19 protein-coding genes, 3 tRNA genes and 1 pseudogene are annotated in these 19,195 nt (G+C 59.1%); 19 read left to right on the top strand and 4 right to left on the bottom strand.

Annotated elements, in window-relative coordinates; translation table 11 throughout:
• The first annotated feature begins 53 nt into the window (after positions 1-53).
• From CKW25_RS08705 to CKW25_RS08715, 3 genes are all read left to right on the top strand, one after another.
• Positions 54-129, top strand: a tRNA-Gly gene (locus CKW25_RS08705).
• Positions 130-199: 70 nt separating this feature from the next.
• Positions 200-275 (top strand) — tRNA-Glu (locus CKW25_RS08710).
• Between the two features lie 2 nt (positions 276-277).
• Positions 278-353: transfer RNA gene (locus CKW25_RS08715), tRNA-Gly, on the top strand.
• A 77-nt stretch (positions 354-430) separates the two neighbouring features.
• Here the strand turns inward: CKW25_RS08715 and CKW25_RS08720 are convergent.
• Positions 431-1,294 (bottom strand): DNA-binding response regulator, encoded by an 864-nt coding sequence (locus CKW25_RS08720; protein ID WP_095078772.1) that lies wholly within the window; start codon positions 1,292-1,294, stop codon positions 431-433.
• 419 nt (positions 1,295-1,713) lie between these two features.
• Between CKW25_RS08720 and CKW25_RS08725 the strand changes: the two genes are divergently transcribed.
• From CKW25_RS08725 to CKW25_RS08775, 12 genes and pseudogenes are all read left to right on the top strand, one after another.
• Positions 1,714-1,923: a Flp family type IVb pilin gene (locus CKW25_RS08725; protein ID WP_095078773.1), complete on the top strand. Its 210-nt coding sequence runs from the start codon at positions 1,714-1,716 to the stop codon at positions 1,921-1,923.
• Positions 1,924-2,092: 169 nt separating this feature from the next.
• Positions 2,093-2,282, top strand: a pseudogene (locus tag CKW25_RS26980) (Flp family type IVb pilin); the annotation flags it as partial.
• Between the two features lie 30 nt (positions 2,283-2,312).
• Positions 2,313-2,843 (top strand): prepilin peptidase, encoded by a 531-nt coding sequence (locus CKW25_RS08730; protein WP_095078774.1) that lies wholly within the window; start codon positions 2,313-2,315, stop codon positions 2,841-2,843.
• 2 nt (positions 2,844-2,845) lie between these two features.
• The gene (locus CKW25_RS08735; RefSeq protein WP_095078775.1) at positions 2,846-4,177 is read left to right on the top strand and encodes an AAA family ATPase; all 1,332 of its coding nucleotides are present in this window, start codon (positions 2,846-2,848) and stop codon (positions 4,175-4,177) included.
• A 12-nt stretch (positions 4,178-4,189) separates the two neighbouring features.
• Positions 4,190-4,996, top strand: a complete 807-nt coding sequence (gene cpaB, locus CKW25_RS08740) for a Flp pilus assembly protein CpaB (RefSeq protein ID WP_095078776.1) — start codon at positions 4,190-4,192, stop codon at positions 4,994-4,996.
• A gap of 65 nt (positions 4,997-5,061) precedes the next feature.
• Entirely contained in the window at positions 5,062-6,402 is a 1,341-nt protein-coding gene (locus CKW25_RS08745) for a TadE/TadG family type IV pilus assembly protein (RefSeq protein WP_095078777.1), read from the top strand.
• An 8-nt stretch (positions 6,403-6,410) separates the two neighbouring features.
• A complete protein-coding gene (locus CKW25_RS08750; protein WP_095078778.1) occupies positions 6,411-6,890 on the top strand; it encodes a TadE/TadG family type IV pilus assembly protein in 480 nt (159 codons plus the stop codon).
• On the top strand, positions 6,890-7,384 hold the full coding sequence (locus CKW25_RS08755; RefSeq protein WP_095078779.1) for a TadE/TadG family type IV pilus assembly protein: 495 nt from the start codon (positions 6,890-6,892) through the stop codon (positions 7,382-7,384). The genes CKW25_RS08750 and CKW25_RS08755 overlap by 1 nt, the downstream gene beginning before the upstream one ends.
• Positions 7,378-8,598: an AAA family ATPase gene (locus CKW25_RS08760; protein WP_095078780.1), complete on the top strand. Its 1,221-nt coding sequence runs from the start codon at positions 7,378-7,380 to the stop codon at positions 8,596-8,598. Before CKW25_RS08755 ends, CKW25_RS08760 begins: the two co-directional genes overlap by 7 nt.
• Before the next feature lie 3 nt (positions 8,599-8,601).
• Positions 8,602-10,044 (top strand): CpaF family protein, encoded by a 1,443-nt coding sequence (locus CKW25_RS08765; protein ID WP_095078781.1) that lies wholly within the window; start codon positions 8,602-8,604, stop codon positions 10,042-10,044.
• Positions 10,041-11,027: a type II secretion system F family protein gene (locus CKW25_RS08770; protein ID WP_095078782.1), complete on the top strand. Its 987-nt coding sequence runs from the start codon at positions 10,041-10,043 to the stop codon at positions 11,025-11,027. Before CKW25_RS08765 ends, CKW25_RS08770 begins: the two co-directional genes overlap by 4 nt.
• 29 nt (positions 11,028-11,056) lie before the next feature.
• Positions 11,057-12,019, top strand: a complete 963-nt coding sequence (locus CKW25_RS08775) for a type II secretion system F family protein (RefSeq protein ID WP_095078783.1) — start codon at positions 11,057-11,059, stop codon at positions 12,017-12,019.
• Positions 12,020-12,739: 720 nt separating this feature from the next.
• Here CKW25_RS08775 and CKW25_RS08780 read toward each other — a convergent pair.
• The 3 genes from CKW25_RS08780 to CKW25_RS08790 all read right to left on the bottom strand — a co-directional run bounded on the left by CKW25_RS08780 (position 12,740) and on the right by CKW25_RS08790 (position 15,078).
• Complete coding sequence (locus tag CKW25_RS08780; protein ID WP_095078784.1) at positions 12,740-13,006, bottom strand: DUF3613 domain-containing protein; 267 nt, start codon at positions 13,004-13,006, stop codon at positions 12,740-12,742.
• An 18-nt stretch (positions 13,007-13,024) separates the two neighbouring features.
• Positions 13,025-13,732: a tetratricopeptide repeat protein gene (locus CKW25_RS08785; RefSeq protein WP_095078785.1), complete on the bottom strand. Its 708-nt coding sequence runs from the start codon at positions 13,730-13,732 to the stop codon at positions 13,025-13,027.
• A 122-nt stretch (positions 13,733-13,854) separates the two neighbouring features.
• On the bottom strand, positions 13,855-15,078 hold the full coding sequence (locus tag CKW25_RS08790) for a type II and III secretion system protein family protein (RefSeq protein WP_095078786.1): 1,224 nt from the start codon (positions 15,076-15,078) through the stop codon (positions 13,855-13,857).
• A 1,051-nt stretch (positions 15,079-16,129) separates the two neighbouring features.
• Between CKW25_RS08790 and CKW25_RS08800 the strand changes: the two genes are divergently transcribed.
• From CKW25_RS08800 to CKW25_RS08815, 4 genes are read left to right on the top strand one after another with little or no spacing between them, the layout of a single operon-like run.
• A complete protein-coding gene (locus tag CKW25_RS08800) occupies positions 16,130-16,912 on the top strand; it encodes a transporter substrate-binding domain-containing protein (RefSeq protein ID WP_095078788.1) in 783 nt (260 codons plus the stop codon).
• Positions 16,913-16,966: 54 nt separating this feature from the next.
• A complete protein-coding gene (locus tag CKW25_RS08805; protein ID WP_095078789.1) occupies positions 16,967-17,695 on the top strand; it encodes an ABC transporter permease in 729 nt (242 codons plus the stop codon).
• A complete protein-coding gene (locus tag CKW25_RS08810) occupies positions 17,692-18,402 on the top strand; it encodes an ABC transporter permease (RefSeq protein WP_095078790.1) in 711 nt (236 codons plus the stop codon). The genes CKW25_RS08805 and CKW25_RS08810 overlap by 4 nt, the downstream gene beginning before the upstream one ends.
• 27 nt (positions 18,403-18,429) lie before the next feature.
• On the top strand, positions 18,430-19,194 hold the full coding sequence (locus CKW25_RS08815) for an ABC transporter ATP-binding protein (protein WP_095078791.1): 765 nt from the start codon (positions 18,430-18,432) through the stop codon (positions 19,192-19,194).
• Position 19,195 lies beyond the last annotated feature (1 nt).

Genomic DNA, 19,195 nt, shown 5'->3' on the forward strand with positions numbered 1-19,195 from the left:
CACCGCCCTTTCACGGCGGTAACAGGGGTTCGAGTCCCCTAGGGGACGCCATTGCGGGAATAGCTCAGTTGGTAGAGCACGACCTTGCCAAGGTCGGGGTCGCGAGTTCGAGTCTCGTTTCCCGCTCCATATTTAACGAAAGCGCCGCTGACTGAGCGGCGTTTTTGTTGGACACCGGAACTGTGTTCCGGTTAGCGTTGTCCCCTTCGTCTAGTGGCCTAGGACACCGCCCTTTCACGGCGGTAACAGGGGTTCGAGTCCCCTAGGGGACGCCATTGCGGGAATAGCTCAGTTGGTAGAGCACGACCTTGCCAAGGTCGGGGTCGCGAGTTCGAGTCTCGTTTCCCGCTCCATATTCAACAAAAACGCCGCTCATTGAGCGGCGTTTTTGTGTGCGTGGTTTTTGTGTGTCCGCAAGGCTGGCGGCGGTTCAGTTGCCCAGGCTGTGTATCAGTTGGTCGAGTATTTGAGCGGTTTCAGCATCGAGCGTCGGTTCTATTACACACGGCACCTTGAGCTGGTGTGCCTGGCGGTATTCGCTGGGTGTGCAGTTGGCGAACTGCTTGAAGGCGCGCGCGAAGTAGGACGGGTCCTTGAACCCGGCTTCATAGCCGATGGTGGTGATGGGCATCTGGCTGTTGTCGAGCAAATCCTTGGCGTAGTTCATGCGCTTGTTCAAGACATAATCCATGAAGCCAAGCCCGTTGGCCTCCTTGAACAGGCGGCTGAAGCGAAATGCGGTCATGCTGAAGCGCTTCGCCAAGTCCCTCTGGTCGATGTTCTCGGTAAAGTGCTGGTCGATGTACAGCAGTATGTTGTTCAGCGCCTGGTGTTTCTGGTGTTCTGACGTCAGCCGGATGCTCCCAGGCAAGGTCGGAGCGTGGTCGATCTGCGACGTCTTGCCCTGGCCGTTGCGACGCAACTCACAGAGCTGCAGCAGGGCCGTCAGGTAACGATTCTTCTCGGCACTGGTGAGGGGCAGCACCATGTATTCCCAGACACTGGAGCGCATGGCCCATACGGCCAGCTCTTCCGAGTGCTGCACGGTGAACATGGTGATCGGGATCTTGGGCTGGGTGTGCTTGATTTCCAGCAACAACCGCAGGCCAGCCGTATCGGGGCGATCGAAGTGCATGCAGATCATGTCGGCCTGTTCCCCGATGGAAAACATCGAGTCTTTGGCCGGTCTGCAGTCGCAAGTCCCCACGAACTGGTTGATGAGTTCATGGGTGGACCGATCATGGGTCAGATCGAACCATAACAGAGATGGTCGCTTGCTCGCGTTGGACGTCATATTTCTCGCTCTGAGGTTCGTCTCCCTACGCTCAGTAGTATTGACAATGTGTTATCACTTCGCAGACTAAATCCTGATAAGAGAATCGGTATTTAGTTCTATGGGTGCTATGTGTCGGTGTGTCGGCGCAACGCCGGTGCCGGGTGGCGGATGCTACGTACTTTGGCTGCACCCGGCATCCGCCGCTGGTCGCTTGCGAATCAGTGGCAGTGACATTCGCGAACCATTCTTTCCTCTGTTTATTCTCTCTGCCCATTTGCAAGCGACTTGCACGGCATTTGGCAGTGCCTGCAAAAAAGTCCTAACGAAGTGCAAAAGACTCCTAACGGCTTGGCTGGGACCTGACTAGGGTAGCAACAGGCAGTGCAACAACGTGCTGTCCCCCGGAAGAACAACATACGAAAAATGAGGTGGGCAAAATGACTCTGCAAACAATCAAGGCTTCGGTACTGAAATTCGTCAAAGACGAAGATGGCCTGACCATTGTGGAATACGCGGTGGCGGGTGGGTTGATTACGGTAGCTGTTGCCGCGACGTTCATTCTTTTAGGCGATGCGGTGGAGAAACAGATCGCGGCATTGTGCAAGGCCGTTAACGGTAACGTGGCTTGCGCTGCAGCAGCACCATAACAATCACGCGCGCACGCAGGGGCAGGTCAGGTAGAGACGCGGTGAAGTTCATGGAGTTACCGGTTGTAAGTGTTTCACTAATAGCACGATCGGATAACTCAATGGGCTTCTCGCGATCTCTGTCTGCGGACTTTCTAAGTGGTGTAGTGATGAATCCGTGTAACGCAAAATAACTCTAAAAACCATTAGTACTTCAGTGCTGAAGTTTGCTTAAGACGACGACGGCTTGGCTCGTGGAATACGCGGTGGCAGGTGGGTTGATTGCCCTATTGGTTACTGTAGCGTTCCTGCTACTGGGCAGTATCGTCACTAGCCAAACATGGGCGGTATGCCAGGTCATGAATAGCAACGTAGCGTGCTCACGAAACTTCCCGGTCGGGAGAGACGAGATGTCCACAGAACTGCTGGTATCTACTGCTTTGTTGATCGGACTGCTGGGCATCGCAGTGGTGAGCGACCTGCGACGCCACCGTATTCCCAACCTGCTGATTCTGGTGGGCCTTGCCTTGGGATTGGCCGGTCAGACTTATTCAGGTGGTGCCAGCGGATTGGGCGAAAGCCTGCTGAGCATCCTGATCTGCTTTGGATTCTTTTTGCCCATGTACGCCCTGGGTGGCATGGCCGCCGGCGACGTCAAGCTGATGGCCATGGTCGGCAGCTTTCTACCGATTCATTACGCCTTGTGGGCCGCAATGTTGAGCCTGATAGCCGGTGGAGTCTGCGGCTTCCTGATCGTGCTGGTTCGCGGTCAGTTGGTACAGACCCTGGGCCGCTACTGGCTGATGCTCAAGGCACAGGCCTATCTGGCGCCGGCCTCGGATGAAGTGGCGGGCAAACCTTTTCCTTATTCGGTCGCGATTTTGCTCGGGACCTTGTACAGCGGTTACTGGCAACTCGTTGCCAGCGGACTGGGAGTCTAGTCATGCACGTCATCGTCGATAGTGATGCCTACCCCAGCGAACGGGATGCGGTACAGCGCCTGGCGCCTCAGCCTTGCACGATCCGCGACACGGGCCTGGCAGAGAGTTTTCTCGGTGAACTGGTGTGCAAGCACTTGTATGACGCCGGCGTGCTGGACATGTCCCGGTTGGTGGAACGCCTGGCGTTGACCGGTGCCGTGATGGAAGAGATCCTGAGTTTTCTGCGCAAGGATGGCCGTGTCGAAGTCCTGGGCCAGACGGGTATGCAAACCGGTGGGCAATCGCTGCGTTATGGCCTGACCGAGCGGGGTCGCAGCGCCGCTCGCGATGCCCTGTCCCGTAGCGGTTACATCGGCGCGGCTCCTTTCCCGGTCAGTACCTACCGCTCGCTGCTGAAATTGCAGACCATTCACCATGGTCGCATCAATGCCGACGATATGCGCGCCGCCCTCGCGGGGGTGGTGCTTACGGACCGGATGCTTGATCAGTTGGGTGTGGCCATGAACTCCGGGCGGGCGATCATGATTTATGGTCCCGCAGGCACCGGCAAGACCTATGTCAGCAGTCGCTTGATCCGCTTGTTCGCCGAGGCAATCTGGGTGCCTCACGCCATTGCGATCAATGAGGCGGTGATCGAGATCTATGATCCCCAGGTGCATCAACGCCTGGATGACAAAGGCCAGCAGGGCAACCTGATGCTCAACGAAGGCATCGATCGCCGACTGCTGTGCTGCAAGCGCCCGATCGTCATCACCGGCGGCGAGTTGAGCATGGAGCAGCTGGATGTGCGCTATGACCCCTTCACTCGTCAGTACCAGGCCGCCTTGCAGCTCAAGGCCAGCAACGGCCTGTTCATCATCGACGACATGGGGCGCCAGCGCATGGCGCCGGCCGAACTGCTCAATCGCTGGATCGTACCGATGGAGGAAAAGCGTGACTTCATCAACCTCGGCGGTGGGCGCCATTGCGAGCTGCCCTTTGACCTGATCCTGGTGTTTTCCACCAACCTCAATCCCCTGGAGCTGGCCGACGAGGCGTTCCTGCGGCGCATTGGCTACAAGCTGCAATTCGGTTACCTGAAACCTGAAGAGTACGAACGGATCTGGCAACAGGAAAGCGAGCGCCTGGGCATTCGTCATGATCCCTTGCTGCTGCGTTATGTGCTGCAGCGGCTGTATGCAAGCGAAGGCATGCCCCTGGTGCCTTGCCATCCCCGCGACCTCCTGAACATGGCGCTCGATCGCCAGCGCTACATGGGTGGTTCCGGACCACTGTCACCGCAAGAGTTGGAGTGGGCCTGGCACAACTACTTCGTCCAGCTCGACTTTCTTTGAGGAGATACAGACATGAGCTCTCGTACTCTTAGCCTGATTGGCGTTTCCCTGGTCTTGGGCCTCGGTGCCGCGTGGATGGCCGACAGTTGGCTGAGCAAACGACTCAATGCCAGCCCGGATGATCATTTGCGAAGCGTGGTGGTCGCCGCGGTGGAGATTCCTTTTGGGCAGTTGGTCGAAGCCCAGCACATTTCGACGGTGCGCATGCCGATAGATACGGTGCCAGATGATGCCTTCGATTCCACCGACAAGGTGCTGGGCAAGATTGCAGCATTCGACATCCTGCGCGGCGACATCGTGCGCGGTGCGCGGGTCAGTGAACACTTGGGCGGCAGCACCCTGGCTTCGCTGATTGCACCTGACAAGCGTGCCGTGTCGGTACGGGTGGACGATGTGGTGGGGGTGGGCGGGTTCCTGTTGCCGGGTAACCGCGTCGATGTACTGGCGACCAAAAACGCGGAAGGAGGGGGCACCACCACGGCCAAGACCATCCTCGAAAACCTGCGGGTGCTGGCGGTGGATCAGACCGCGGGTACCGACAAGACGCAACCGGTCGTGGTGCGTGCGGTCACGCTCGAGATGACGACTACCGAGGCCGAGGCCCTGGTCACGGCGCAGACCGGCGGGAGGTTGCAACTGGCACTGCGCAACCCGCTGAACCTCGAGAAAAAAGTCGCGGCTACTGCACCTGCATTGCCGGCCGTGGCCCAGATCACCCCTCCTTTTACGGCGGCGCCAAAAGCCGTGACGCGCCGTAGTAGTCCAGCAGACGTCACCATTATTCGCGGAGTCGAATCCAAGGTCGTCATCGTACGTTGACACAGCGGTGGGCGCGCCTGGGCTATCGGCCATGGTGCGGATCAGTACCGGTAAACGAGGGCTTGATGATGAATCTCCATACTCAGCGGTCGCTCACGGCGACGGCGAAGCGCCAGAAAGGCGCAGTGAGCGTCTTGATGGCGATTGCGTTGGTGGCGATTACCATGATGGCCGCCCTGGCGCTGGATGGTAGTCATATGCTGCTGAACAAGACCCGCCTGCAGAACGCCGTGGATGCGGCTGCACTGAGTGGTGCCAAAACCCTGAGTCAAGTAACGGGCGGGACCAATGTCGCCAGCGCGACGCGAACTGCCGCGCTCAGAACGCTGACACTAAATGCCGGTGCCGAGGGTAACGACGAGTTGGAGGCGAAGGTAGGTGACAGTCCGGAGGACTTTGCGGTAGTGGAATTGGCCACCAAAGTCGACGGACCGTTTGACTACCCCGGGCCGACGGATGCCAAGTTCGTTCGGGTCTCGGTACCTAATTATCAACTGACAGGCTTTTTCTGGGGCGCTGTCCAGGCATTGGGCGCTGGCGGCCTGGGAGACAAAGCGGTGGCGGCGATTGCCACCGCCGGCCCCAGCCCTACCAGCCCCTGTGATCTCGCACCGCTGATGGTGTGTGGCAACTCGGCTGCATACGACCCGGACGCGGGGATGTTCTGGGGTTATCGCTTTGGAGACCCGGTAGTTTTGAAAACGGCAGCGGGCGATAAATCGCCCATTGGCCCGGGCAACTTCCAGTTGCTCGATTTTGGTTCCGGTGGCAAGAGTGTCGAGGATGGCCTGGCCGGAGGAATCAAGGTGTGCCCGGGGGACACTGTGAAGACTGAGCCGGGCAACAAGGTTGGCCCCACCTCCCATGGCTTGAACACCCGCTTTGGCATTTACAAAGGCTCGGTTAATGCTTCGGATTATCCACCGGACCTGGTGACCACTTCCAGCCAGCCCGGGTTGAAAGCCAACGGCTTGGTACCGGAGTACCAGGGACAAACTGTCACCTCAAGCGATGGTAGCCTCTCGGCCGGCGGCATCGGGATACTAGACTACAACGACTGGCGTGCAAGTACGGCCGACTGTGTGGCCGGCGTCGGCAGTTGTCAGAGCGGTGGGGTGTTCGAGCGCCGGATGCTGAAAATCGTGATTGGCAACTGCACCGGGAAAGATGGGGGATCCAGCTCGATTCCCGTCCTGGGCTTTGGCTGTTATTTCGTGGTGCAGCCAGTCGACGACGGTGGGAAGGATTCGGAGATCTTCGGACAGTTCGTGCAAGAGTGCGAAGGTGACAGTGTTGCCGGTCCTGAGCCGTCGACCGATTCCGGTCCGCAGATCATCCAGCTGTATAAAACCTATATCAACGACCCCGATGACCCCAAGAGTGTTATTCCGAGCACTGATTCCTAGGAGGCGTCATGGCACTTCACGCTTTCAAGCGAGCGCAGAACCAGCAAGGCCTGGCCTTGGTGGAGTTCACCCTGGTCCTGCCCTTGTTGTTGCTGCTGTTGCTGGCTCTCGGCGAGTTCGGTCGCATGCTCTACCAGTACAACGTACTGCTGCAGGCCAGCCGTAATGCCGACCGTTTTGTTGCCAGCCAGGCCTGGAACTCGACGCTGGGTGCGGTGGCGCTAAACGACCCGCTGAAGGCCCAGACGAGAAATGTTGCAGTGTACGGTGTGCCCAGTCAGGACGGGGACAAGGTCTTGTCAGAACTGGAAATAGACGATGTGGAAGTCGAGGCCGTGGGGACCGACCATGTGCGGGTCACCATCACCTACAACTTTTGCCCGGTGATCGGCGCAGGCAATTGTACCGGGACGATGCCGGGTTTCTTTGGCAACGCGTTTTCACTGGGTATCCCGCTGGTCGCCACGACTGTCATGAGGGCACTGTGATGAACCGCAAACAGATGCGCGGCACCTATGTCGTTGAGTTCGCTTTCGTTGGCCTGCTGGTCTTCACGCTGTTATTCGCCGTAGTGGAAATGGGTCGCCTGTACTTCACGGTCAATGCACTTGATGAAGCCGCACGGCGTGGTGTGCGTCTGGCGGCGGTCTGCGATATCAGTGACCCGGTGGTGTTGCAGCGAGCAATCTTCAATGCCGCGGACGACGCCGGGACGAGCCAACTGATCAGCAATCTGAGCACTGACAACCTGGCTTTGATCTATCTGGATGAAAACGGTGTAGAGGTGGCCGACCCCTCCGAACCCATCGGCCTCAATGGCTTCCGCGCCATTCGCTATGTCCAGGTGAGCTTGCAGAATTTCGTTTTCGATCTGTTCATTCCAGGGTTCGGCGTGCCGATTACCTTGCCTGTGTTCAGGGCGACCTTGCCGCGCGAAAGCCTCGGACGTCGCTCCGATTCGACGGAGAAAACAAAATGCTGAGTACAAAGGATATCCCGCTATCTACTGCAACCGGCAAATCCGGGCTGCGTTTGCTGATCAGCAGTCGTGATGCCGTGTCGTTGCGCGACTTGCAAAGCGTCTGCCAGCGACTGCCTGGCCTTGAGGTGAGCACGCGTCTGGTGAGCAACGGTCACGTCGACCCGCTCTATGGCCTGGAGCGCCTACCCGACCTGTTGCTGGTGCGTGTCAGCCATTTGTGGCGTGAGGAGTTGTCGGCGCTGCTACAACGTCCTGCCCATGAGCGTCCGCCGATGCTGGTGTGTGGCTCATTGAGTGAGCAGGATGGCATGCGCCTGGCGATGCAGGCCGGCGCCCGTGATGTGTTGCCGGAGCCGCTGGTCGAGACTGAACTGGTCGCGGCCCTGAACCGCTTGGTGATGGAGATTCGGGATGGCAACGAGGGCGAGGGCAAACTGGTCGCCGTGATGGGCGCCAAAGGCGGGTCCGGCACGACCTTGCTGGCCTGCAACCTGGCCCAGCAACTCAGCACCAGGGGTGGCACTACCTTGCTGCTGGACCTGGACCTGCAATTTGGCAGTGTGACCCATTATCTGGATGTGCAGCAGTCGCACAGTCACCTGGAGGTGTTGCAGCAGATCAAGGGCCTGGATGCGGTGGCGCTTCGCGGTTTCTGCAGTCACTACAGCCCGACCCTGCATGTGCTGGGTGGCCGGGCGGGCGAGCTATGCCTGCCGCAGGATGCCCATACCGACCAGCTCGATGCGCTGTTGCAATTGGCTCGCACCAGTTATGACTGGGTAGTGGTCGACTTGCCACGGCAAATCGATCACCTCACCAGCTCCGTACTGGAACAGGCGGATCGTGTGTTTGTGGTGGCACAGCAGAGTGTCAGCCACTTGCGCGATGCCAGTTCCCTGGTGCGGATACTCCGCGATGACCTGGGGGTGCGCGGTGAAAACCTGCAGGTGGTGGTCAATCGCTATGACAAGGCCGCCGCCGTCAGCGTCAAGGACATTGGCGAGGCGCTGCGCTGCGCGAATCTGTTGAAACTGCCTAACGATTTCAATGCGGTCAGCCAGAGCCAGAACACCGGCGTCCCGCTGGGATTGTGTGCGCCACGGTCACCGATCACCGTTGCGCTGAATCAGATGACCGACGAGTTGGTCGGTGTCCAGATGAGCAACAAACGGGGCTTGCTCAACCGCGCCTTCCACCGTCTTTTCAGGGGATGAATCATGCTCAACGACTTTCGTAATCGCTTGCGCAAACAGTCCGGCAAACCGGTCACCTCGCTGCATGGGCAACAGGATGACAACCTGGAAGACCCGGCAGCGGAACTGATGGCGTGGGAGCGTGCAGCCCCGGACATTGTTTATGAGACCCGCAGCCAGGTCACCGCGGTGGAGGGCGAGTGGCGGGAAAAGATCTATCAGCAACTGCTCAAGGTCATGGACCTGTCGTTACTGGATACCCTTGAACAGGCCGATGCCGCCCGACAGATCCGCGAGATTTGCCAGCGCCTGCTCGATGAACATTCCGCGCCGGTAAGCTCCGCCAGCCGCCAGTTGATCATCAAGCAGATCACCGACGAGGTGCTGGGACTTGGCCCGCTGGAGCCGTTGCTGGCTGATCACAGCGTGTCCGACATCCTGGTCAATGGCCACGCCTCGGTCTATGTCGAACGCTTCGGCAAGCTGCAACGCACTGACGTACGTTTCCGGGACGATCAGCATTTGCTGAACATCATCGACCGGATCGTTTCCAGCCTGGGCCGGCGTATCGATGAGTCCTCGCCGTTGGTGGACGCCCGGCTCAAGGACGGTTCGCGGGTCAACGCGATCATCCCGCCGCTGGCCATCGACGGTCCGAGCATGTCGATTCGTCGCTTTGCCGTGGATCTGCTCAACACCGACAGCCTGATCCAGGTCGGGACCTTGACCCCAGCCATTGCCTTGCTGCTCAAGGCGATTGTCCGTGGGCGCTTGAACGTGCTGATTTCCGGAGGGACCGGCAGCGGCAAGACCACGATGCTCAACGTGCTCTCCAGCTTCATTCCGCAGAACGAGCGCATCGTCACGATCGAGGACTCGGCCGAACTGCAACTGCAACAGCCCCACGTGGTACGCCTGGAAACCCGTCCCTCGAACATCGAAGGGCGGGGCGAGGTGAGCCAGCGGGAGTTGGTGCGCAACAGTCTGCGGATGCGCCCGGACCGCATTGTCATCGGCGAAGTGCGGGGCGCCGAGGCACTGGACATGCTGACGGCGATGAACACTGGTCACGATGGTTCGTTGACCACGATCCACGCCAATACCGCACGCGATGCATTGGGGCGTATCGAGAACATGGTGTCGATGACGGGCGCCACGTTCCCGATCAAAGCCATGCGTCAACAGATCGCCTCGGCCATTGATGTGGTGATCCAGTTGGAGCGTCAGGAGGACGGCAAGCGGCGACTGGTCAGCGTGCAAGAGATCAACGGCATGGAAGGTGAGATCATTACCATGACCGAAATATTCTCCTTTGCCCGCCAGGGCATGGGCGAAAACGGCGAAGTGTTGGGCGAGTACCGGCCCAGCGGCATGATCCCGTCATTTCGCGATGTCTTGGCCAAGCGCGGTATCGAACTGCCGCTGACGATGTTCAGGCCTGAGTGGATGGAGGAACGGCAGTCATGAACCAGATTCCCGGTGAATTCATTCTGGTCTTTCTCGGCATGGTGTTCATTGCCGTGTTCCTCCTGTCCCAAGGGGTGGTGGTGCCGGTGTTTGGCGAGGCTGGCAAGATGCGCAAGCGCATCCGCGGCCGTTTGCATGCACTGGAGAAGGTCAACCAGCAGCCGAACATGCAGACGGTGCTGCGGCAAAAGTACCTCACGCGCTTGTCGCCCATGGAGGCCTGGCTCGAACAGCTACCCTTCATGGAGTCCATTACCCAGATGATCGAGCAGTCCGGGCACGAGTACCGGGCTTATCGGGTGCTGCTGCTTGGGCTGGCATTGGGGGGGGGCGCAGGCATCCTGGTATGGATGATCTCTTCAGTCTGGTGGATGGCACTGGCAGTCTGCGTCGGGGTGTTCTGGCTGCCCCTGCTGAAAATTTCCCGTGACCGTGGCAAGCGTTTCGCTGCATTTGAGGAAGGTCTGCCCGATGCGCTGGATGCCATGTGCCGGGCCTTGCGTGCCGGACACCCGTTCAACGAAACCTTGCGCCTGGTGGGTGAGGAGCACAAAGGGCCGGTGGCGCATGAATTCGGCCTGACTTTTTCCGACATCAACTATGGCAACGATGTGCGCCGGGCCATGCTCGGCCTGCTGGAGCGTATGCCGAGCATGACGGTGATGATGCTGGTGACCTCGATTCTCATCCATCGTGAAACCGGCGGCAACCTGACGGAGGTGCTGGAACGTTTGAGCCGGTTGATCCGCGGGCGATTCCGCTTTCAGCGCAAGGTCAAGACCCTGTCGGCCGAGGGGCGCATGTCGGCCTGGGTACTGGTGGCCATTCCCTTCGTGCTGGCGATCGCGATTGTGCTCACCAGTCCCAGCTACATGCCGGTGCTGTTCAATGACCCCATCGGCCACAAACTGATCATCGGCGCGTTCTGCGCCATGCTGGTCGGAATTTTCTGGATACGCAAAATCATCCGGATTCAGGTTTAAGCGCCGGTCGCTACCGGGAGGTACAGGTCATGGATTATTTGCTCGGGTTGTTCAGTCGGGTGACGGGTAACGAGGAGTTGGCGCGCTTTTTGTTCGTCGGCGCCATCGGTACCAGTACGATTCTGGCGGTGGTCACCGTGGCGTTGCTGTTGCTCGGCCTGCAAGATCCGGTGCAGCGTCGCCTGGCGCTGATCAAGCGTGGTGGTGCGTTATCCGGGCAGGAGGCGCCGGGTAACCTGCAACTGCTGCTGGAGCGGGTGGGGCAACGCTTTGGCACGACCGAATCGACCAAGGCCTCCGCGACCCAAATGCTGTTGATACATGCCGGCTACCGTTCGCCTTCGGCGGTGCAGATGTACTGGGCGGCGCGCTTGCTGTTGCCGTTGGTGCTGGTCGGTGTTGCGCTGCTGGTGTTACCGCTGATCAGCGGGGTCTCCCTGGCCCTGGGCATGTTGGTGGTGCTCCTGGTGGCGGGTATCGGATGGCTGGTGCCGGCACTCTATGTCAGCAAACGCAAGCAACTGCGACAAGCTCGCTTGCGGGCTGCGTTTCCGGATGCCCTGGACCTGATGGTGGTGTGTGTGGAGTCGGGCCTGGCCCTGCCCACAACCATCGAGCGGGTGGCCGAGGAAATGACGGTCAGTCAGATTGAGTTGGCGGAAGAACTGGGACTGGTCAATGCGCAAATCCGTGCCGGGGTGACCAGTACCGAGGCGCTGAAACAACTGGCCGAGCGCACTGGGCTCGAGGATGTCCAGGGCCTGGTCAGTCTGTTGGCGCAGAGTATTCGCTTTGGTACCAGCGTGGCTGACACTTTGCGCATCTATGCCGACGAGTTCCGCGACCGGCGTACGCAGGCGGCCGAAGAGATGGGCGCAAAAATCGGTACCAAGCTGATCTTCCCACTGATCTTCTGCTTGTGGCCGAGCTTCTTTCTGGTCGCCATTGGGCCGGCCATGATCGGAGTGTTCAGGGCGTTCGGGAAAATGTGAGGCAGGCGTTGGTGGCTGTTTGAGGGGTGTGCTATCGGAACATGGGGTGGAATAGGGGAGCGGAACATTCAATCCTGTCACCGTTGCCGCCCTGCGGCTGACCCGCATTACCCTGTCCAGTACTGAAACAGACTTACAGCCATTGCACCCTGACGCCCGATGCACAGCATCGGGCGTTTTGTATGTTGAGGACGTGCGCGCTCGTTCCAGGTTGTAAAAGGTGATTGCCTCTCGCTGCATTCTCCGGGGCTGTGGCGATCACTTGCCGCGGGCTTGACTTCAGTAGGCTGGGGGGCAACGAAAGCGATGATGGCTGGCGCAAGCACTGGTGGCAGACCCGCTTCCTGCGAACTCGCCACGGTGCTCACGCAAGACTTCGAACAAAGGATCCAGGTCTGGGCACTCCTGTCTTTAGCGCTGCTCGTACATCAGTGAGAGCGGCTTGCGAGTGCCGATACAGATGTGGTGTCCTCGGATTTCACCCGCGATCGTTATAAGCTTCTCGCCTTTTCCGACCTGATCAACGACCGACCATTTAAACGTCAGCGAGTCATCTCGTTGGCCGAGCTTTGTACCCTTTCCCATTGCACTTTCCTGAGAAAGAAGCCTCAAGCTGAAAACTCAGCCAGCGCAAAAAAGTTGCCCCGGCCTGTTGGCCGGACAACATTGGAGTGCGCTTACATTGAATGACGTCAGAGGCCGGGCAGCCACTGACGTGACTCAGTCGCTGGAAATGGATCCCGCCATATCCTGCTCATAAAACTCCGGAATCTTGTACGTGTAGCTATCGAGCCAGCGCTGCATGGCCAGGTCACGTTCGGTGGCCGAGGCGGCTTGCAGTTTAGGGGACGCCAGTACGCCACGAATCTGCAGTTGCAACCATTGTTCCGTGCCTTGCTGCGGGACGGATGAGGGGCCCGGATCAATCGCCCAGGCGCTCGTGGACAGGCAGGTGATGCACATCAGAGCCAACCGTTTGGTCTTCATGTCAGTTCCTCGTAGGGTCTACTTGATCGCCGCCGTAGAGGCGCCGACCGCCTCTGCTACGCGATTGGGCGCGGGTTCCGTCGATTTACCCGAGGCCTTGAGCTTTTCCGCGCGAGCGTGAGCCTCCGAGACCTGGCTGGAGGTCAGGCTGGCGCGGGTCGCGAGCTCTGCGGCCTGCTTCCATTTATCCTGATAGATCAGCAGCGTGACCATGTTCAGGGCTGCCGGTGAATCTTCCTGCTTGAGCTCCAGGGCAGTCATGAACTCGAAGCGTGCTTCCTCGATCCGTCGTTGATTGAGGTAGACGACCCCCAGGTCATTGCGGATTTTCTCGTCGGTGGGGGACATTTTCGCCGCGTGCTCAAGGTGCGTTGTAGCGACCGCGTAATCACCGCGGGCTGCCGCCAACTGGCCCAGGCCATGTTCCCCTTCAGCGGTCAGGCAGGTGCCGATCAGGCTCTGATACAGCGGCCCGGCCTCGCTACGGCCGAGCATGCGCAGGACCCGTGCCTTGCGCAGGCGAACCTGGACCAGGTCATCCGGCAACCCGTCCAGGTTCGCCAGGCTGGCATACAGGCGGCCATCGTTGGCCATTTCCTCGGCCAGATTCAGCGACAACTCCTGGTCCGAGGTGGGCTTGGCGCAACTGGCGGGTTTCGAAGAGAAGCCGTTCGAGGCGCACCCTACGAGCATCAAGCTCGCCGTTAGTGCAATGACTGCTTTCATCGAGTGTCCTCTGGTGATGCCCACTTGAGTGCTCGGCCAGCGGTAACACGGTTCGCCGGCCAGGCGCTCAAGGTCACTGTCATGATGGGGGAGGGTGAGAAAAGACTGATTCAGGCATCGGCTCATTGCGATAACCCGGTGCGTTTGTCGAAGTCGCCGTTTTCCAGGAAGAACATGCGGTAGAAATTCGGGTCGTAGTTACGCAGTTGTTCGCCTGGCAACGAAGGCAGCTTCGCGTTGGCGGCCAGCGGCTGGACCAGGTGTGGCGTAACGATCATCAGCAGCTCGCGCTCTTCGCGGTTGATGGAGTTGTCACGGAAGAACGCGCCGAGCACTGGAATGTCGCCCAGTCCTGGAAACTTGTTCACTTGAGAGGAGTTGCGACTGCTGATCAAGCCGCTGATCACGAAGCTTTCGCCATCGGCCAGCGAGATGCTGGTGTCGGTGCGTCGTATGGTGAGCGCCGGCACGGCGGTCCCGGCGATCTGCACGGCGTTGCTGAAGTCCAGTTCACTGACTTCCGGCGCCACTTTCAGGGAGATGCGATCACGCCCGATGATGGTGGGGGTCAGGGTCAGGCGGATACCGAACTCCTTGTACTCGATGGACACGTTGTCGCTGCCCGAACTGGGTACCGGGATCGGCACTTCACCACCGGCGAGAAAGCTTGCGCTCTGTCCGCTCAAGGCGACCAGGCTGGGCCGCGCCAGGGTGTAGGCGAAACCGCTGCCTTCCAGGGCGTTGATCATCACCAGGGTTTTGCCACCGAGATAGGAGAGGTTGAACGAATCGTTGTTGAATGGCAGCCTGGGCTGGACGAGGCCGTTGATGGTGGGCACGGTTCTCGGCGAGCCGAACAGGAAGTTGCCGCGTTCTCCGAAAATCGAGGCCGAGGCTTCCTTGAGTTTGGTACGGCTGACTTCAACGAAGCGGATATCGGTCTGCACCTGGCTGGGCAACATTGAGTCGTCGGTAGGTCCCGTCGCCACACTGGTCAGTGCGGCGGTCGCCTTGCCCTTGACGAATATCATGCTTTGGCGTGGTGTGGAGGAGCAGGCGGTCCAGACCATCAGGCTGGTGGCACCCGGGGCGATACCCGTGAGGATGAATGCGCTACTGCTGCTGGTTTGCACGTCGGCGACTTTCGGGTCGCCCACCGCCAATTGCGTCACCGGGACGGGCATGCGCAGCTCACTCTGCAGCCCCTGGCCGACTTCATACACGGCGGGTAAATTGGCCAGTTGCGCGCAATTGCTCGGCGCAGCCTGGGCGGTATCCACACTAAGGCCCACCCACAGCAGGCCATGGAAAACTCGCTTGAAAGCGGGCAGGGTACGATAGTTCATTAAGTGCATCCTCGCTGAATACGTAGATTTTCCTGGGTGCTGTGCATCGCCGAGCTCCGGACACGGGTCGGGCCGACCGGTGAAGTGATCTCGGTGAACGGGTTGAGAGTGAGAGATATTCCTGGAAACGGGAGCCGTGAGACCTGATTCACACGCCCGGTCAAGCCGACGGCAGTCAGGGGGCGAGCCAGGAACAAACGGGCCAGGATCATAGTGTGGTAGTTCCTTATGCCAATCCGCTAATTGATCACTGAACAAAACGTATGCGACTTGCACCAGCAAGACGTTTGCCTTGTTTGAAAGTAGTTCAAACAAGGCAAACCGCCATATTGCAAAGAAAAGCTTTCGTTAAAAAATCAGGAACACTTCTGAAAGCAGGGACTTGGGGAGAGGTGTTGCCACGGTTTCTGGGCCTTAGCGCAACTGCCCCCCCCATTGCGGTAATGCTGTTCAGTTAAGGATAGGGTTGCTCAATACATCCCCCGTGGCGAGCGAGCTTGCTCGCGCTGGGCTGCAGAGCAGCCCCAAAAACTATCGTCGAGCTCGTTCTGAAAGACCGCAGTCGCTTTGTTGGGTGCGCTTCGCGCACCAGCGCGAGCAAGCTCGCTCGCCACGGGTCTCTCACCCGCTTCAAGCCTTTCTTGACTGAACAGCATTGCCCCATTGCGGGGTATTTCTACACGCCGTGCCGTTCCTCAGGTTGTTACCGAATGCACTGAGTCGGTGCAAAACGCGATGGAGGTAACAGTCGCGAACGCGCCGCAGTGCTCCTCGGAAATCGCTTGTCGATGCTTTAGATCCTTATTCCAGAGCCTCTGATCGTGTTTCGTGCGGAGTGAATCGGCCAATGGTTGATGAGTTGGCTGATTGATTGCATATGCTTGTACGTACAAGTAAGTGTATGTGCGTAGGAGTCGTCGGCAGGCATCGACGTACACCACTGCTTAAAGCATGTGCTTGAGATGGGTTCGGGTTCGGAGGCGTTGCGTGCATTCCGGGAGTAGTACCCGCGCGCACAAGCGCCCTAGTGGTTTTCAGGAGTTTCATAATAATGAAAAAAACATTGCTGACCCTCTCTGCGCTGACGTTGTGCATGGCTGCAGGCCTGGCAACGGCCAAGGAATACAAGGAACTGCGTTTTGGTGTCGATCCGTCCTACGCACCGTTCGAATCCAAAGCGGCCGATGGCAGCCTGGTAGGCTTCGATATCGATCTGGGCAATGCAATCTGCGCCGAGCTGAAGGTCAAGTGCAAATGGGTCGAGAGCGATTTCGACGGCACGATTCCGGGTCTGAAAGCCAACAAGTTCGACGGCGTGATCTCCTCGATGACCGTGACGCCGGCCCGCGAGAAGGTTATCGACTTCTCCAGTGAACTGTTCTCCGGCCCGACCGCGCTGGTGTTCAAGAAAGGCGTCAGCCTCAGCACCGACCCGGATTCCCTGAAGGGCAAGAAAGTCGGTTACGAGCAGGGCACTATTCAAGAGGCCTACGCCAAGAAAATACTGGACAAGGCAGGGGTGCAGACCCAGGCCTACGCCAACCAGGACCAGGTCTACGCGGACCTGATTTCCGGTCGCCTCGACGCCTCGATCCAGGACATGCTGCAGGCCGAACTGGGTTTCCTGAAGTCGCCTCAAGGCGTGGGTTTCGAGGTCAGCCCGCCCGTCGACAGCGAACTGTTGCCTGCCAAGACCGCAGTGGGTATCGCCAAAGGCAATACCGAGCTCAAGGCCCTTATCGATAAAGGCATCAAGGCACTGCACGATGACGGCACCTACGCCTCGATCCAGAAGAAACACTTCGGTGATCTGAATCTCTACAGCGGTAAATAACGCCCTGCGCCCGTCCCCGGATGGGCGCTTTTTTATCGCTATAGGTCCTCAATTATGTTCGAAGCTGTGCTACAGACACTCGGGCTTTCCGCATTCAGCTTGCAGGGTTTTGGCCCTCTGCTGCTGGAAGGCACCTGGATGACCGTCAAGTTATCGATACTGTCACTGTTGCTGAGCGTTGTGCTCGGCCTGATCGGTGCCAGCGCGAAACTCTCCAGCGTCAAGCTGTTGCGCATTCCGGCCCAGCTCTACACCACGCTGATTCGCGGTGTGCCGGACCTGGTGCTGATGCTGCTGATTTTCTACAGCCTGCAAACCTGGCTCACCAGCTTCACGGTGGTCATGGACTGGGAATACATCGAGATCAATCCCTTTGGTGCGGGGATCATTACCCTGGGCTTCATTTATGGCGCCTATTTCACCGAGACCTTTCGTGGCGCGATCCTCGCCGTACCCCGTGGGCAGATGGAAGCGGCTACCGCCTATGGCTTGAGCCGTGCCCAGCGTTTTCGCTTCGTGGTCTTCCCGCAAATGATGCGCTTTGCCCTGCCGGGTATCGGCAACAACTGGATGGTGATCCTCAAGGCCACCGCACTGGTGTCGATCATCGGCCTGGCCGACCTGGTCAAGGCCGCCCAGGACGCTGGCAAAAGCACCTATCAGCTGTTCTTTTTCCTGGTGTTGGCGGCACTGATCTACCTGGTGATTACCAGCGCGTCGAACGTTGTCCTGCGCTGGCTTGAACGGCACTACGCGGCAGGCACCCGGGAGGCAGTACGATGATTGAACTCATGCAGGAATACTGGAAGCCGTTCTTCTATAGCGACGGTTACCACATCACCGGCCTGGCCATGACCCTGTGGTTGCTCAGCGCCTCGATCCTGATCGGTTTCCTGGTGTCGATCCCGCTGTCCATCGCCCGGGTTTCCTCCAGGTTCTACGTGCGTCTGCCGGTGCAGTTCTACACCTACCTGTTCCGGGGGACGCCGCTCTATATCCAGCTGCTGATCTGCTACACCGGGATCTACAGCCTGGCCGCGATCCGCGCGCAGCCGGTGCTGGATGCGTTCTTTCGCGATGCGATGAACTGCACCATCCTGGCGTTTGCCCTGAACACCTGTGCCTACACCACGGAGATTTTCGCCGGGGCGATTCGCAGCATGGCCCACGGCGAAGTCGAAGCGGCCAAGGCCTACGGCCTGACCGGCTGGAAGCTGTATGCCTACGTGATCATGCCCTCGGCGTTGCGTCGCTCGCTGCCGTACTACAGCAACGAAGTGATCCTGATGCTGCACTCGACCACCGTGGCCTTTACCGCAACCATCCCGGATATTCTGAAAGTCGCTCGCGACGCCAACTCCGCGACCTTCCTGACCTTCCAGTCGTTCGGCATCGCCGCGTTGATTTACCTGGCGGTCACCTTTGCGCTCGTCGGTCTGTTCCGACTGGCTGAACGCCGCTGGCTGGCCTTTCTCGGCCCGGCTCACTAAGACTTCCCGTTGAGGATGCTTGCGCACATGTACAAATTGACGATTGAAGACCTGCACAAGAGTTACGGTAGCCACGAAGTGCTCAAGGGCGTTTCGCTGAAGGCCAATACCGGTGACGTGATCAGCCTGATCGGCGCCAGCGGTTCGGGCAAGAGTACCTTCCTGCGCTGCATCAATTTTCTCGAGACCCCCAACGACGGCGCCATGAGCATGGACGGCAAGTCGATTCGCATGGTCAAGGATCACCACGGCATGCGCGTGGCGGACGATGCCGAACTGCAACGACTGCGTACCCGACTGGCGATGGTGTTCCAGCATTTCAATCTGTGGGGCCACATGACCGTGCTGGAAAACATCACCATGGCCCCGCGCCGGGTGCTGGGCGTGAGTAAAAAGGACGCTGAAGAGCGGGCTCGCCGTTATCTGGACAAGGTCGGCCTGCCCGCCCGAGTCGCGGACCAGTACCCGGCGTTTCTCTCCGGTGGCCAGCAGCAGCGCGTGGCCATTGCCCGTGCGCTGGCCATGGAGCCGGAAATCATGCTGTTCGACGAGCCGACCTCGGCCCTGGACCCGGAACTGGTGGGCGAAGTGCTCAAGGTGATCCAGGGGCTGGCCGAAGAAGGCCGGACCATGATCATGGTTACCCACGAAATGAGCTTCGCGCGCAAAGTGTCCAACCAGGTGCTGTTCCTGCATCAGGGGCGGGTCGAGGAACAGGGCGCGCCAGAAGCGGTGCTGGGCAATCCGAAGAGCGAGCGTTTGCAGCAGTTCCTCAGCGGTAACCTCAAGTAAC

The organism is Pseudomonas sp. Irchel s3h17 (assembly GCF_900187505.1).
Taxonomy (GTDB): domain Bacteria; phylum Pseudomonadota; class Gammaproteobacteria; order Pseudomonadales; family Pseudomonadaceae; genus Aquipseudomonas.

What these genes read in the sequence shown, in the direction of transcription:
- CKW25_RS08775 (WP_095078783.1), top strand. Translation starts at nt 11,057, where the DNA reads ATGGATTATTTGCTCGGGTTGTTCAGTCGGGTGACGGGTAACGAGGAG.
- CKW25_RS08760 (WP_095078780.1), top strand. Translation starts at nt 7,378, where the DNA reads ATGCTGAGTACAAAGGATATCCCGCTATCTACTGCAACCGGCAAATCC.
- CKW25_RS08770 (WP_095078782.1), top strand. Translation starts at nt 10,041, where the DNA reads ATGAACCAGATTCCCGGTGAATTCATTCTGGTCTTTCTCGGCATGGTG.
- CKW25_RS08750 (WP_095078778.1), top strand. Translation starts at nt 6,411, where the DNA reads ATGGCACTTCACGCTTTCAAGCGAGCGCAGAACCAGCAAGGCCTGGCC.
- CKW25_RS08720 (WP_095078772.1), bottom strand. Translation starts at nt 1,294, where the DNA reads ATGACGTCCAACGCGAGCAAGCGACCATCTCTGTTATGGTTCGATCTG.
- CKW25_RS08790 (WP_095078786.1), bottom strand. Translation starts at nt 15,078, where the DNA reads ATGAACTATCGTACCCTGCCCGCTTTCAAGCGAGTTTTCCATGGCCTG.
- CKW25_RS08725 (WP_095078773.1), top strand. Translation starts at nt 1,714, where the DNA reads ATGACTCTGCAAACAATCAAGGCTTCGGTACTGAAATTCGTCAAAGAC.
- CKW25_RS08765 (WP_095078781.1), top strand. Translation starts at nt 8,602, where the DNA reads ATGCTCAACGACTTTCGTAATCGCTTGCGCAAACAGTCCGGCAAACCG.
- CKW25_RS08780 (WP_095078784.1), bottom strand. Translation starts at nt 13,006, where the DNA reads ATGAAGACCAAACGGTTGGCTCTGATGTGCATCACCTGCCTGTCCACG.
- CKW25_RS08755 (WP_095078779.1), top strand. Translation starts at nt 6,890, where the DNA reads ATGAACCGCAAACAGATGCGCGGCACCTATGTCGTTGAGTTCGCTTTC.
- CKW25_RS08805 (WP_095078789.1), top strand. Translation starts at nt 16,967, where the DNA reads ATGTTCGAAGCTGTGCTACAGACACTCGGGCTTTCCGCATTCAGCTTG.
- CKW25_RS08815 (WP_095078791.1), top strand. Translation starts at nt 18,430, where the DNA reads ATGTACAAATTGACGATTGAAGACCTGCACAAGAGTTACGGTAGCCAC.
- CKW25_RS08730 (WP_095078774.1), top strand. Translation starts at nt 2,313, where the DNA reads ATGTCCACAGAACTGCTGGTATCTACTGCTTTGTTGATCGGACTGCTG.
- cpaB (WP_095078776.1), top strand. Translation starts at nt 4,190, where the DNA reads ATGAGCTCTCGTACTCTTAGCCTGATTGGCGTTTCCCTGGTCTTGGGC.
- CKW25_RS08810 (WP_095078790.1), top strand. Translation starts at nt 17,692, where the DNA reads ATGATTGAACTCATGCAGGAATACTGGAAGCCGTTCTTCTATAGCGAC.
- CKW25_RS08800 (WP_095078788.1), top strand. Translation starts at nt 16,130, where the DNA reads ATGAAAAAAACATTGCTGACCCTCTCTGCGCTGACGTTGTGCATGGCT.
- CKW25_RS08785 (WP_095078785.1), bottom strand. Translation starts at nt 13,732, where the DNA reads ATGAAAGCAGTCATTGCACTAACGGCGAGCTTGATGCTCGTAGGGTGC.
- CKW25_RS08745 (WP_095078777.1), top strand. Translation starts at nt 5,062, where the DNA reads ATGATGAATCTCCATACTCAGCGGTCGCTCACGGCGACGGCGAAGCGC.
- CKW25_RS08735 (WP_095078775.1), top strand. Translation starts at nt 2,846, where the DNA reads ATGCACGTCATCGTCGATAGTGATGCCTACCCCAGCGAACGGGATGCG.